The following is a 12,775-nucleotide window of genomic DNA, read 5'->3' on the forward strand; positions in this document are numbered from 1 at the left end:
GGGCGCGCAGGCTAGACGAGTCGGCCGCGGGGCAGTGAGCGCGGGCGCAGCACGACCCACAGCGCCACGGTGGCGAGGCTCGCGCAGATCAGCATCGCGGTGCCCATCGGCACGGCGCTGGTCATCGGCACCAGCCCGATGAGAGGACCGACCAGCGAGCCTACGACCTGTGTCGTCGCCCCCATCAGGGAGGAGGCGGTGCCGGAGCGCTCGCGATGATTCTGCAGCACCAGCAGCTGGGTGCAGGGCGCAGACGACCCGAAGCCGAAGGTGAACAGGAACAGCGCCGGAACCAGCGGAACGTAGCCGACGTCCGCGGCGTTGACGACGAGCACGGCGAGCGACGCCGTCACCATGAGCGCGGTCGAGACGACAAGCACCCACTGCGGACCGAAGCGCTGCGCCATCCGGCTCCCCAGTTGCACGCCGATGAAGACGCCGCACGAACAGATCGCGAACACGGTGCCGAAGCCCCGCGGGCTCAGGCCGTAGACGCTCTGCAGCAGGACAGACGAGCTCGACACGTAGGAGAACAGGCCGCCGAAGGAGAACGCAGCGATCAGCATGCCGCCGAGCGAGATCCTGTCACGCAGGACGACGGAGAACCCCTTCGCCAGGGTGCCGAGCCCTCCCCGGGTCCGCTGCGCGGGCGGTCGGGTCTCCACCGTCATCACGATCACCAGCGCGACCACGAGCGCCCCGTAGCAGGCCAGGCCCCAGAAGATGCCGCGCCACGGCATGAAGCTGACCATCCAGGAGCCGACGATCGGGGCGATGATGGGGGCGAGGCCGGAGATCAGGGCCAGCCGCGACAGCATCACCACGAGCGGGCGCCCGCTGAAGAGGTCGCGTGCCATGGCCATCGCGACCACCGACCCGCCCGAGGCGCCTATGCCTTGGAACACGCGCATCAGGGTGAGGAACTCCACGCTCGGCGCGATCGCCACCAGCACGGACGAGATCACGTGCAGGGAGGAACACACCACCAGCGGCCAGCGCCGGCCGAGCCGATCGCTGAGCGGACCCACGATCAGCTGCCCGAGCGCGAAGCCGAGCGTGGTGGCAGAGAGGGTGATCTGCACCTGCGCGTCGGTGAGCGACCATTCGTGCTTGATGGTGGGAAACGCAGGAAGGTACAGGTCAATGGTGAAGGGGCCGAGCCCGGTCAGCAAGCCGAGCGTGACGATGATGGCGAGGCGACGGCGGCGCGAGAACCGGCGGCCCAGGTCGGATTCCATGCGGCAGGATCCTTGGAGCTAGTGCGGGGGAGTGGCGATGGCCCGCCGTGGCCCACCCGGTGTCTGCTCCGGTGGTGTTGCGCGGGAACCCAAATGCTCATGATAGGTGCGCGGAACAACCGCAGCCAAAACTGGAAGGGCCCACCGCCTGTCGGTGCGAGGGGCGGTCACGGGTTCGTGAGCCGGTCCTCGTCGAGAATGGATCGCGCGCGCAGACCCACCCTCGCCCTGCTTTCCGCCCTCACCCTCGCCGCCTGCGCGGCCGAGCCGGCCGAACAGATCGAGCTTCCGGAGCCCGCACGCTTCACCGCGGACCATCTGCGCTGGCTCGAGGCGAAGGCCGAGAACACCCCGATCGGCTGCGTCACCGAACTTGGCCACAGCTCGCCGAACTGGCGCTACCTGCCGCTCGAGTGCGACGGCGTCGAACAGAAGGGCGACGGTGAGGGTCAGAAGATCCCCGCACTCCGCTTCGACGACCTCTCGGCGCTCGCCTACGAGGAGACGCGGCCGGGCGTCGAACTCGCCTTCGACGAGGGCGACACCTACGTCTGCACGAACGAGTGCGACAACTACACCTCCCGGATCGCCGCCTTCCGGGTCAGCGGCGACGACTTCGACGGGTACCTCGCGGCAGACGTCGACGCACGGCGCGTCGACGAGGAGGCGTGGCGGTCCTGGATCGAGGGCACCAGCTTCGACCTCGGCGAGTGAGCCTGGCCACCGCGGGTAGAGTGGCCGGGTGTCTGTCGACCTGTTCGGAAACCTCGATCCCGAGCCCTCACAGCGGGGCGGCTCGCTGAGTGACGCCAGCAACCCGCAGGCCCCACTTGCGGTGCGGCTGAGGCCCCGCAACCTCGACGAGATCGTCGGGCAGCAACACCTGCTCGCTCCGGGCTCGCCGTTGCGCCGACTCGCGGACGGGCAACCCATGTCGGTGTTCCTCTGGGGGCCGCCAGGGGTGGGAAAGACGACCATCGCCTCGGTCGTCTCGCAGGCCACCCAGCGTCGTTTCGTCGAGCTGTCCGCCGTCACCGCCGGGGTCAAGGAGGTCCGCGCCGAGATCGAGGAGGCCCGCCGCCAGCTCGCCCGGGGTCGGGCGACCGTCCTCTTCGTCGACGAGGTGCACCGCTTCTCCAAGGCGCAGCAGGACGTGCTGCTCCCCGCGGTCGAGAACCGGCTCGTCACGCTGATCGCGGCCACAACCGAGAACCCGTCGTTCTCGGTGATCTCGCCGCTGCTGTCGCGCTCGCTCCTACTGCGGCTCCAACCACTGACCACCGACGACCTCATCGCGCTCCTCGAGCGCGCCCTGAGCGACGAGCGTGGCCTGAGCACCACCGCGGGCGAGCGACTCACCCTCGCCGCCGACGCCCGCGACATGATCATCCGACTGGCCGGCGGCGACGCCCGCCGCGCGCTGACCTACCTCGAGGAGTCGGCCGCTGCCACCGATGCGCTCGGCCGCACCGAGATCGACCAGGCCGCCGTCGAGTCGTCGGCCGACCGCGCGGCCGTGCGCTACGACAAGGACGGCGACCAGCACTATGACGTGATCTCCGCCTTCATCAAGTCGATCAGGGGATCCGACGTCGACGCAGCCCTGCACTATCTCGCTCGGATGCTCGAGGCGGGCGAGGACGCGCGCTTCATCGCCCGCCGGCTCATGATCTCCGCGTCGGAGGACATCGGCATGGCGGCCAGCGGTGTGCTGCAGACCTGCGTCGCGGCGGCCCAGGCGGTGCAACTGCTCGGCATGCCCGAGGCGCGGATCACCCTCGCCCACGCCACTGTCGCGGCGGCAACCGCCCCGAAGTCGAACGCGTCCTACATGGCGCTCAACAAGGCGATCGCCGATGTGCGGGAGGGCAGGGGGACCGGTGTTCCCGCGCACCTGCGCGACGCGCACTACTCGGGAGCCAAGAAGCTCGGCCACGGGGAGGGCTACCGGTATCCGCACGACTTCGAGCACGGGGTCGTTGCCCAGACCTACCTGCCCGAGGACCTCGAGTCGGCCCGCTACTACGAGCCAACCGGCAACGGTCAGGAGGCCATGATCGCCGATCGCGTCGAACTGCTCCGCGGCCTGCTCGGCCGTTGAGGTGGTTGGGCCAACGCCGTCCGCTCAACCCGTGAGGGTCGGCTAAAGTAACGGGCATGTCTGTTGGTGAAATTGCGGGTCTGATCGCTGCCGTCGCGCTCTGCGTGTTCGTGGCGCTGGCCGCCGTGCCCCTGCTCAAGCTCGGCCGCACCCTCGACGAGGTGCGGCTCGCCGTGCGTGACGTCGGGAACAACTCGGTGCCCATCCTGCAGGAGCTCAAGGGCACCGTCGTGGCTACCAACGACGAGCTGGCGAAGCTGAGCGTCGTGACCGAGGACGCAAGCCGCGTCGCGGGCCACGCCACTGTCGTGACGGAGAACGCCGCCCAGCTGTCGACGCTGTTCGCCGCGACCCTCGGCGGGCCCCTCGTCAAGACCGCCGCCTTCACCTACGGCGTGCGTCAGGCCTTCCAGGGCAGGAAGCGGGTCAAGAAGTGAGGCGTCTCTTCTGGATCCTGATCGGCGCAGTCATCGCCGTGTTCATCGTCCTGCGCGGGCGTGAACTGCTGGAGAGGCTGACCCCACGCGGGGTCTCCAGGCAGGTGGAGAAGAAGGGCCACGAGGCCGCAGCGAGCTTCGGCGACTTCATGGGCACCTTCCGCGCCGCGATGGCCCAGCGGGAGGCCGAGCTCCGTCATGAGCTGAACATCCCCGCCAAGAACGACTGATCGTCTTAGGAAATAGCCCTGATATGTTGACCTCCGAGATCCGGAGCCGGTTCATCGACTTCTTCGCCAAGCGCGAGCATGTCGACGTGCCGAGCGCCTCGCTGCTCTACAACGACCCCACCCTGCTGTTCGTCAACGCAGGTATGGTCCCGTTCAAGCCCTACTTCATCGGCGACGAGCCGGCCCCGTACGCGCGCGCCGTCTCCGCCCAGAAGTGCGTGCGCACCCTCGACATCGACGAGGTCGGCAAGACCACCCGCCACGGCACCTTCTTCCAGATGCTCGGCAACTTCTCCTTCGGCGACTACTTCAAGGAAGGCGCCATCCGGTTCGCGTGGGACCTCGTCACCTCAAGCGAGGAGGACGGCGGCCTCGGCTTCGACCCGGAGAAGGTGTGGGTCACCGCACTCTTCGGCGACCAGGAGACCATCGACCTGTGGCTGAAGGTCGGCATCCCGCGCGAACGGATCCAGGAGCGCGGCCTCAAGGACAACTACTGGCACATGGGCGTACCCGGTCCGGGCGGACCCTGCTCCGAGATCTACATCGACCGCGGCCCGGAGTTCGGAGCCGACGGTGGCCCGGAGGCCGACGAGGACCGCTTCCTCGAGATCTGGAACCTGGTCTTCCAGCAGGAGGAGCTCTCCGCCGTCCGCGCGAAGGACGACTTCGACGTGCTGCGCCCCCTCCCGCACAAGAACATCGACACCGGTGCCGGTCTCGAGCGCATCGCGTTGCTCAAGCAGGGCGTCGCGAACATGTACGAGATCGACGAGGTGTACCCCGTCATCGCGAAGGCCGCCGAGCTCTCCGGTAAGACCTACGGCGACAACGCCGAAGACGACGTCCGCTTCCGCGTCGTGGCCGATCACGTCCGCTCCAGCCTGATGCTGATGACCGACGGCGTCACCCCCGGCAACGAGGCGCGCGGCTACGTGCTGCGTCGACTGCTGCGCCGCGTCATCCGCGCGATGCGCCTGCTCGGGGTCAACGAGCCGGTGCTGCTCGAACTGCTGCCCGTCTCGCGCGATCTGATGCGGGTCTCCTACCCGGACATCGACGCGAACTGGCCCCGCGTGGCCGAGGCCGCCGAGGCCGAGGAGAAGGCGTTCCGCCGCACCCTGCAGGCGGGCACCGTGATGTTCGACTCCGCCGTCGAGGAGGCCGGAGCCGCGAAGTCGACGGCGCTGCCCGGCGAGAAGGCCTTCCAGCTGCACGACACCTACGGCTTCCCGATCGACCTGACCATGGAGATGGCGGCCGAGCAGGGGCTCAGCGTCGACCGCGCCAAGTTCGACGAGCTGATGCGCGAGCAGAAGGAACGCGCGCGTGCCGATGCCAAGGCGAAGAAGGGCGGCGCGGCGAGCCTCGAGGCCTACCGCGAGCTGCGCGAGGGCGGCGAGGTGCCGTTCCTCGGCTACACCGACCTCGACGTCTCGACGAAGGTGCGCGGCATCATCTCCGACGGACGCTCGGTCGATCGCGCCCTCGACGGCACCACCGTCGAGATCGTGCTGCAGGAGACCCCGTTCTACGCCGAGTCCGGCGGTCAGGACGCCGACCGCGGCGTCATCGTCGGCGACGGGTTCAACCTGAACGTGATCGACGTGCAGCGCCCCGTCCCCGGGCTGGTGGTGCACCGCGTCGAGGTGCTCGGCGAGCTGGCGCTGGGTGCCGACGTCGACGCGAAGGTCGACGCCGTCGCGCGGCACGGCTCCTGCCAGGCGCACACCGCCACCCACATCGTGCACGCCGCGCTGCGGGAACTGGTCGGCGAGACCGCGACCCAGGCCGGCTCCTACAACAAGCCCGGCTACATGCGCTTCGACTTCTCCTCGACGCATGGGCTCAGCGAGCAGCTCAAGGCCGAGCTCGAGGGCCGCGCCAACGAGGCCATCGCCGACAACTTCGCCGTCACGGCCAACGAGATGCCGCTCGAGGAGGCAAAGGCGCTCGGCGCGATGGCCATGTTCGGTGAGAAGTACCCGCCGATCGTCCGGATGGTCGAGCTTGCCGGGCCGTGGTCGCGCGAGCTGTGCGGCGGCACCCACGTGGCAACGACGTCCGAGATCGGCATGCTCAACCTGCTGTCCGAGTCGTCGATCGGCTCGGGCGTGCGGCGGGTCGAGGCCCTCGTGGCCGCCGACGCCTTCAACAAGTTCGCGGCCGAGCGCGCGCTCGTGTCCGCGTTGACCGACACGCTGCGGGTCCAGCCCGACCAGCTCGTCGGCCGCGTCGAGAAGCTGATCAGCCAGCTCAAGGACGCCGAGAAGCAGATCGCGAAGCTCAACTCCGAGAAGCTGCTCGCCTCCTCGGCACAGCTGGTCGACCGTGCGGTCGACGTCAACGGGGTCCGCTACCTGGGCGTGCACACGCCAGGCGTGGTCGGGGGAGAGTTGCGCACGCTCGTGCTGGACCTCCGCGAGCGCCTTGGCTCGGGCCCGGCGGTCGTCGCGATCGTAGGCGGCGCCGAAAAGCCGACCGCCGTCGTCGCGACCAACGAGGCGGCCCGGGGTCTCGGGCTCCGCGCCGGCCAGTTGATCTCAGTCGCGAGCGCCGCCCTCGGCGGCAAGGGTGGCGGAAAGGACGACCTGGCGCAGGGCGGCGGGACCGACGCGTCCGCCGCTCCGGCGGCGCTGGCCGCCGTCAGCGCCGCGCTGGAGACGCGTGGCTGACGCCGTCCGCCTCGGCATCGACTGGGGTAAGGCGAGGATCGGGGTGTCCGCGGCCAACGCGGGCACCTCCTTCGCCTATCCGGTAGAGACCGTCAAGGCCGGCGCCGATGAACTGCGCCGACTGGTGGCACTCGTCACCGAGTACGAGCCGGGCGTCATCTACGTCGGGCTGCCCCTCACGCTGGCGGGTGAGCGCAGCTTCGCCGCCCAGTTCGTGCAGGAGAAGGCGGAGGCGTTGGCCTCGGCGGTGTCCCCGATCGAGGTGAGGCTGGTCGACGAGAGGATGAGTACCGCCTCGGCATCGCGTAGCCTAGGCAGTGCGGGCCGACGCTCGAAGCAGCAGCGCACGGTCATCGACCAGGCCGCTGCGGTGGAGATTCTGCAGCGGGCGTTGGACGGCGAGGAGCGCGAGGGCGCACCCGTAGGTCAGCCCGTGGTGAAGGAGGAGCGGTGAGCCCAGCGTTCATTGACAACGACGGACGCCTGAACTGGCGCAAGATCGGCTACCACGCGCGCAGCGCCTTCGCGGTGCTGCTCGCCGCGGCCGTGCTCGGCGGTGGCGGCTGGTACGTCTATGCCAAGGCCAACGAGGCCTACGTCGAGTGGCGCACCGAAGAGGACTACATCGGCGAGGGCAAGGAGAAGGTCGAGGTCCTGATCCCGCGCGGAGCAGGTTCCACCCAGATCGGTGACCTGCTCACCGAGGCAGGCGTGATCAAGTCGACGAAGGCCTTCCGCTCGGCCGTCGAGGACGCAGGCGCCCGCGACAAGCTCCAGTACGGCAGGTTCGCGCTGAAGAAGGAACTGCCCGCCGCCACGGCACTCGAGATGCTGCTCGATCCGAAGAACGTGGTCAACGAGAAGGTGACCTTCCCCGAAGGCACGACGTTCGCGGAGCAGCAGGCGATCATGGCTGAGAAGTTCGGCGTCTCCGCGGAGGAGCTGAAGACCGCCGCCTCGATCTCCTACGACGCGCTTCCCGCCTACGCGGGAGGCAGACTCGAGGGCTACACCTTCCCGTCCACCTACCAGGTGGTCGAACCCGTCGTCCCGTCATCGGTGGTCGGCACCCAGTTGCGCCAGTTCGGCAGGATCGCGGAGAAGCTGGAGCTGGAGTCGAAGGCCCAGGCGTTGGGCACCACCCCCCATGCGGTCGTGACCACGGCCTCGATCATCGCGAGCGAGGTCACCAATCCCGACGACCAGCCGATGGTCGCGGCGGTGATCTACAACCGGCTCAACAAGGGCATGATGCTCCAGATGGACTCGACAGTCCACTACGCGGTCGGCAAGGCAGGCAAGGTCACCACGACGGCCGAGGACCGCAAGGATCCCTCCCCCTACAACACCTACATGCACAAGGGCCTGCCACCCGGCCCGATCAGCAACCCGGGCGAGACCGCGCTGTCCGCCGCGCTCAACCCGGCGGCCACCGACGCGCTCTTCTTCGTCACGGTCAACCTCGACACTGGCGAGACCCGGTTCGCCGCGACGGCAGAGGAACACGAGGCGAACGTCAAGCTCTTCCAGCAGTGGTGCAGCGCGAACAAGGACCGCGGGCTCTGCTGATGCGCTGCGGCGTGATCGGTGACCCGGCGGGTCACTCGCTCTCGCCCGCCATCCACCGGGCGGGCTACGCGCTCAACCGGCTCGACTGGAGCTACGACGCGTACACGGTCCACCCGGAGGACCTCGCGGAGTTCGTCACGCAACGGGCGGCAGATCCCCAGTGGGCAGGGCTCAGCGTCACCGCCCCCCACAAGGAGGCGATCCTCGCCTTCGGCGAGCCCGACGAGCCGACCCTGCTGGTCGGAGGTGGCAACACGATCGTCTTCGGCGAGCAGGCGCGGATCCACAACACCGACGTCCCGGGCTTCGTCGGCGCCTGGCGCGCCCACTCGCTCGCGACGCCGCGCAGCGCTGCGGTCCTCGGCAACGGCGCGACGGCCCGCTCGATCGTGTTGGCCCTCGCCGGGCTCGGTGCGCGCGAGCTGACGGTGCTCGCCCGACGGCCCGAGCGCGCGGCCCCGCTGCTCGACCTGGCGGGAATGCTCGGACTGGCCGCCGAGGTGCGGCTCCTGGGTGACTCCCTGGAGCGGGTCGACCTCGTCGCGAGCACCATCCCGGCCGACGCCGCCGCCCCGCACGCGGAGGCCCTCTCCGCCGCGGCAGGCACCGTCTTCGACGTCGTCTACGATCCCTGGCCGACCCCCTTGACCGCGGCCGCGCAACGCGAAGGCCTCGCTGTCCTGAACGGGCTCGACCTGCTCGCAGGTCAGGCGGTCGACCAGTTCTTCCTGCTGACCGGACATCGGGTCACCTTCGAACAGTGCCGTTCGGCAGCCGGTCGCGAACTCAAGGCACGCGCCGCACTCTGACACAATGGCGCCTATGCTGCGCTACCTGACCGCCGGTGAATCTCACGGCCAAGCCCTGATCGCGACCATGGAGGGCATTCCTGCCCACGTCCGCGTCGGGGTCGAGGAGATCGCCGAGAACCTGCGGCGTCGCCGGCTCGGCGTCGGGCGCGGTGCCCGGATGAAGTTCGAGGCCGACGAGGTCACCCTCCTGGGCGGGTTCCGTCACGGCGAGACCCTCGGCTCTCCGATCGCGATCCAGGTCGGCAACACCGAGTGGCCGAAGTGGCAGCAGGTCATGGCGCCTGGAGAGGTGGATGAGGAGACCCTCGCCCAGCTCGCCCGTAACGCCCCGCTCACCAGGCCCCGACCCGGCCACGCCGACCTCGCGGGCATGCAGAAGTACGACTGGGACGAGGCCCGGCCCATCCTGGAGCGCGCCTCGGCCCGCGAGACGGCGGCGAGGGTCGCGCTCGGCACCATCGCCCAGGCGTTCCTGCGCCAGGCGTTCGGGATCACCCTGCTCAGCCACGTCGTCGAGTTCGGCAGCATCAAGGCGTCCCGCGCCGACCTGCCGACCATCGACGATCTCGAGGCGATCGACGCCGACCCCGCGCGCTGCTTCGACCCGGAGGCGTCGCTCAAGATGCAGGCGGAGGTCGAGGCGTGTCACCGCGACGGCGACACCCTCGGCGGTGTCGTCGAGGTGGTCGCGTGGGGCCTGCCGCCGGGCCTCGGCTCGCATTCGCAGGGTGACCGTCGCCTCGACGCGCGCCTCGCGGGCGCACTGATGGGCATCCAGGCGATCAAGGGGGTCGAGGTCGGAGACGGATTCGAGCTCGCCCGCACCCGCGGTTCCCTCGCGCATGACGAGATCGTCCCTGCCGAGGGTGGGGGAGTCTCGCGCGCCTCGCACCGCTCCGGTGGGACGGAGGGGGGCATGTCGACAGGTGAGGTGCTGCGCGTGCGAGCCGCCATGAAGCCGATCGCCACCGTCCCACGCGCCCTCCGGACGATCGACACCATCACCGGTGAGGAGGCGAAGGCCCACCACCAGCGCTCCGATGTCACCGCCGTCCCGGCCGCAGGCGTCGTCGCGGAGGCCATGGTCGCCCTCGTCATCGCGGAGGCTGCGCTCGAGAAGTTCGGCGGCGACTCCGTCGGCGAGGCCAGGCGCAACTACGAGTCGTACCTTGCCGACGTGAAGGCCCGCGGGTTGGAGATCGGCCGATGAGTATCGTCCTGATCGGAGCCCCGGGGGCAGGCAAGTCCACCGTCGGAAAGCGCCTCGCAAAGCGGCTGGGGAAGAGCTTCGTCGACGTCGACCACCGGATCGAGCAGGTCGTCGGCAAGCCGATCGCCGAGATCTTCGCCGACGAAGGCGAGGCGCACTTCCGCGCCCTCGAACAGGAGGCGACCCTCGAACTGCTGGAGAGCCACGATGTGCTCGCCCTCGGTGGCGGCGCCGTGATGAACGAGGCCATCCGCGAGGCGCTGGAGGGCCACGAGGTGATCTGGCTCAAGGTCTCCGTCGGCCAGGCGAGCCGACGGGTCGGGCTCAACACCGTCCGGCCGCTGCTGCTCGGCAACGTCCGCGGTCGGCTGATCGAGCTGCTGCGCGAACGGACCCCGGTCTACGAGGCGGTCGCGAGCCAGGTCGTCGAGACAGACGGCCGAGGCTCCTCCGAGGTGGCAGACCAGCTGGCCCGCGAGCGGGGCTGGGAGCAGTGAGCGGCACCGTCCGGGTCGAGTCGCAGCTCGGGCCCTACGACGTCGTCGTCGAGCGCGGCGCCCTCGACCGGCTCCCCGAGCTGGTCGGAGACGCGAGTCGGGTCGCGGTGATCCATCCGGCTCCGCTGTCCGCGCTGGCCGAGCGGGTCGCCGCTCTGGTCGGGGTGCCGACCACCCTTGTCCCCGTGCCCGATGCCGAGGCCGCGAAGACGCCGCAGGTGCTCGCCGACTGCTGGGACGCCCTCGCCGAGGCCGGCCTGACCCGCAACGACCTGGTGATCGGCGTCGGCGGAGGAACGACGACGGACCTCGCGGGCTTCGTGGCCGCGTCCTGGCTGCGTGGGGTCGCCTACATCAGCGTCCCCACCTCGGTGCTGGCGATGGTCGACGCCGCCGTGGGCGGCAAGACGGGGATCAACCTCCCCGCGGGAAAGAACCTCGTCGGTGCCTTCTACGAGCCCCGCGCCGTCCTGTGCGATCTCTCCCTGCTGAGCTCGCTCGAGGCCGCGGAGGTCGCCTCCGGGCTGGCCGAGGTGATCAAGTGCGGCTTCATCGCCGACCCCGAGATCCTCGCCCTCGCCACCGCCGATCTGACCGACAGCCGCGACGTCACCTCCGACCGGTTCGCCGAGCTGGTGCTGCGCGCGATCTCGGTCAAGGCGGACGTCGTCGCCGCGGACTTCACCGAGGCAACCTCGGTCGGCGACCGGGTGGGGCGTGAGGCACTCAACTACGGCCACACCCTCGGCCACGCCATCGAGAAGCATGCCGGCTTCACCTGGCGGCACGGTCAGGCGATCAGCGTCGGCATGGCCTGGATGGCGCGCGTCTCCCGGGACCTGCTCGGCCTCGACGGCGACACCGTCGACCTGCACGACGAACTGCTCGGCGGCCTCGGCCTTCCCCTCAGCTATCCCGCGCCCTTCGCGGACCTGAGGCCCGCGATGAGCCTCGACAAGAAGGCGCGAGGCGCCGAGCTGCGGCTGATCGGGCTGCGCTCCGTCGGACAGGTCACCGTGCTCGCCGGGCCGGATGAGTCGGTCCTCGCAGGCGCGTACGACTCGCTTCCGCGATGAGCGGCGCCCCCGCGAGGCGCCCCGGCTGGAGCCTGCAGAAGCAGGCCGGACGCACCTTCCTCATCACCGGGGCCACGAGCGGCATCGGCCGTGAGGCAGCGTTCGCGCTGGCCTCGGCCGGGGCGAGGGTCGTGCTCGCTGGCCGCTCACCGGAGAAGTTGGCGGCCACTGCCGCGGCCATCGGCCAGTCCCATCCGGGGGCGGAGCTGGAGCGGCTCGTGATCGACCTCGCCTCGCTCGACTCCGTGCGCGCGGCAGGGGCCGATGCTCAGCGACTCGGTCAGATCGACGTGCTGGTGAACAACGCCGGGCTCATGGGCGGCACGGGACGAAGCGTCGACGGGCTGGATCTGATGGCTCAGACGAACCACTTCGCCCCGTTCCTGTTCACGGGCCTGCTGCTGCCGCAGCTGCTGCAGGGCGAGCGGCCCCGTGTGGTCAATGTCGCCTCGCTCGCGCACCTGCTCGTGCGCCGCGCGCACGTCGGCGATCCGTATCGGCGCAGGCGTGAGCCGCAGTTGCGCTCCTACGGCCGGACGAAGCTGGCGAACCTGCTCACGACCCTCGAACTGCAGCGCCGCTCGGACCGTGCCGGCCTCGGCGTCCTCGCCACGGCCGCCCATCCAGGGGTGGCGGCCACCAACCTCCTCCACAACGGGCGCGAGATCGCAGACGGCTCACGGGCGGCGCGGCTTCTCGACGCGGCGCTGGCGGGCACGACCCAGAGCGCGGCCGCGGGAGCCGCTCCGACGCTGGTGGCCGCCACGGCGGACCTGCCCGGGGGAAGCTATGTCGGCCCCGACGGCTTCCTCGCCCTGCGTGGGCGCCCGGTCGTCCAGCGGCCGTCCAGGGCGGCGCGGAACGAGGCGTCGGCTGCTGCGTTGTGGGACTTGAGCGAGCGGGTCGTGGGGCTCAGCTGGCCGTGAGCTG

13 protein-coding genes are annotated in these 12,775 nt (G+C 70.0%); 12 read left to right on the top strand and 1 reads right to left on the bottom strand.

Features of this window, described 5'->3' with window-relative positions; all coding sequences use genetic code 11:
• Positions 1-11: 11 nt before the first annotated feature.
• A complete protein-coding gene (locus BW733_RS16115; protein WP_077352102.1) occupies positions 12-1,238 on the bottom strand; it encodes a multidrug effflux MFS transporter in 1,227 nt (408 codons plus the stop codon).
• Between the two features lie 198 nt (positions 1,239-1,436).
• On the opposite strand from BW733_RS16115, the gene BW733_RS16120 reads away from it, so the two are divergent.
• The 12 genes from BW733_RS16120 to BW733_RS16175 are packed head-to-tail and all read left to right on the top strand — an operon-like array spanning position 1,437 to position 12,771.
• Positions 1,437-1,952: a hypothetical protein gene (locus BW733_RS16120; RefSeq protein ID WP_077352104.1), complete on the top strand. Its 516-nt coding sequence runs from the start codon at positions 1,437-1,439 to the stop codon at positions 1,950-1,952.
• 28 nt (positions 1,953-1,980) lie between these two features.
• Positions 1,981-3,339 carry a replication-associated recombination protein A gene (locus BW733_RS16125; RefSeq protein ID WP_077352106.1) on the top strand — a complete coding sequence of 453 codons (1,359 nt, stop codon included), beginning with the start codon at positions 1,981-1,983 and terminating at the stop codon, positions 3,337-3,339.
• A gap of 56 nt (positions 3,340-3,395) precedes the next feature.
• Positions 3,396-3,776: a DUF948 domain-containing protein gene (locus BW733_RS16130; protein WP_152024761.1), complete on the top strand. Its 381-nt coding sequence runs from the start codon at positions 3,396-3,398 to the stop codon at positions 3,774-3,776.
• Positions 3,773-4,006, top strand: coding sequence for a hypothetical protein (locus tag BW733_RS16135; RefSeq protein ID WP_152024762.1), 234 nt, complete (start codon positions 3,773-3,775; stop codon positions 4,004-4,006). The genes BW733_RS16130 and BW733_RS16135 overlap by 4 nt, the downstream gene beginning before the upstream one ends.
• 23 nt (positions 4,007-4,029) lie before the next feature.
• Entirely contained in the window at positions 4,030-6,681 is a 2,652-nt protein-coding gene (alaS, locus tag BW733_RS16140; RefSeq protein WP_077352111.1) for an alanine--tRNA ligase, read from the top strand.
• Entirely contained in the window at positions 6,674-7,135 is a 462-nt protein-coding gene (gene ruvX, locus BW733_RS16145) for a Holliday junction resolvase RuvX (RefSeq protein WP_077352113.1), read from the top strand. Before alaS ends, ruvX begins: the two co-directional genes overlap by 8 nt.
• Positions 7,132-8,250: an endolytic transglycosylase MltG gene (mltG, locus tag BW733_RS16150; RefSeq protein WP_077352115.1), complete on the top strand. Its 1,119-nt coding sequence runs from the start codon at positions 7,132-7,134 to the stop codon at positions 8,248-8,250. The genes ruvX and mltG overlap by 4 nt, the downstream gene beginning before the upstream one ends.
• An 11-nt stretch (positions 8,251-8,261) precedes the next feature.
• A complete protein-coding gene (locus tag BW733_RS16155; protein WP_237268241.1) occupies positions 8,262-9,059 on the top strand; it encodes a shikimate dehydrogenase family protein in 798 nt (265 codons plus the stop codon).
• 13 nt (positions 9,060-9,072) lie between these two features.
• The gene (gene aroC / locus BW733_RS16160; RefSeq protein WP_077352119.1) at positions 9,073-10,272 is read left to right on the top strand and encodes a chorismate synthase; all 1,200 of its coding nucleotides are present in this window, start codon (positions 9,073-9,075) and stop codon (positions 10,270-10,272) included.
• Complete coding sequence (locus BW733_RS16165) at positions 10,269-10,769, top strand: shikimate kinase (RefSeq protein ID WP_077352121.1); 501 nt, start codon at positions 10,269-10,271, stop codon at positions 10,767-10,769. Before aroC ends, BW733_RS16165 begins: the two co-directional genes overlap by 4 nt.
• Positions 10,766-11,845 (top strand): 3-dehydroquinate synthase, encoded by a 1,080-nt coding sequence (gene aroB, locus BW733_RS16170; protein WP_077352123.1) that lies wholly within the window; start codon positions 10,766-10,768, stop codon positions 11,843-11,845. Before BW733_RS16165 ends, aroB begins: the two co-directional genes overlap by 4 nt.
• Positions 11,842-12,771, top strand: coding sequence for an SDR family NAD(P)-dependent oxidoreductase (locus tag BW733_RS16175; RefSeq protein ID WP_077352125.1), 930 nt, complete (start codon positions 11,842-11,844; stop codon positions 12,769-12,771). Before aroB ends, BW733_RS16175 begins: the two co-directional genes overlap by 4 nt.
• The last annotated feature ends 4 nt before the right edge of the window (positions 12,772-12,775 follow it).

The sequence above is a fragment of the Tessaracoccus flavescens genome (genome assembly GCF_001998865.1).
In the GTDB taxonomy this organism is placed as follows: Bacteria; Actinomycetota; Actinomycetes; order Propionibacteriales; family Propionibacteriaceae; genus Arachnia; species Arachnia flavescens.

Excerpts from the sequence above, each read along its gene's own strand:
- alaS (WP_077352111.1), top strand. The coding sequence starts at position 4,030 with ATGTTGACCTCCGAGATCCGGAGCCGGTTCATCGACTTCTTCGCCAAG.
- BW733_RS16120 (WP_077352104.1), top strand. The coding sequence starts at position 1,437 with ATGGATCGCGCGCGCAGACCCACCCTCGCCCTGCTTTCCGCCCTCACC.
- aroC (WP_077352119.1), top strand. The coding sequence starts at position 9,073 with ATGCTGCGCTACCTGACCGCCGGTGAATCTCACGGCCAAGCCCTGATC.
- BW733_RS16130 (WP_152024761.1), top strand. The coding sequence starts at position 3,396 with ATGTCTGTTGGTGAAATTGCGGGTCTGATCGCTGCCGTCGCGCTCTGC.
- BW733_RS16165 (WP_077352121.1), top strand. The coding sequence starts at position 10,269 with ATGAGTATCGTCCTGATCGGAGCCCCGGGGGCAGGCAAGTCCACCGTC.
- BW733_RS16175 (WP_077352125.1), top strand. The coding sequence starts at position 11,842 with ATGAGCGGCGCCCCCGCGAGGCGCCCCGGCTGGAGCCTGCAGAAGCAG.
- BW733_RS16115 (WP_077352102.1), bottom strand. The coding sequence starts at position 1,238 with ATGGAATCCGACCTGGGCCGCCGGTTCTCGCGCCGCCGTCGCCTCGCC.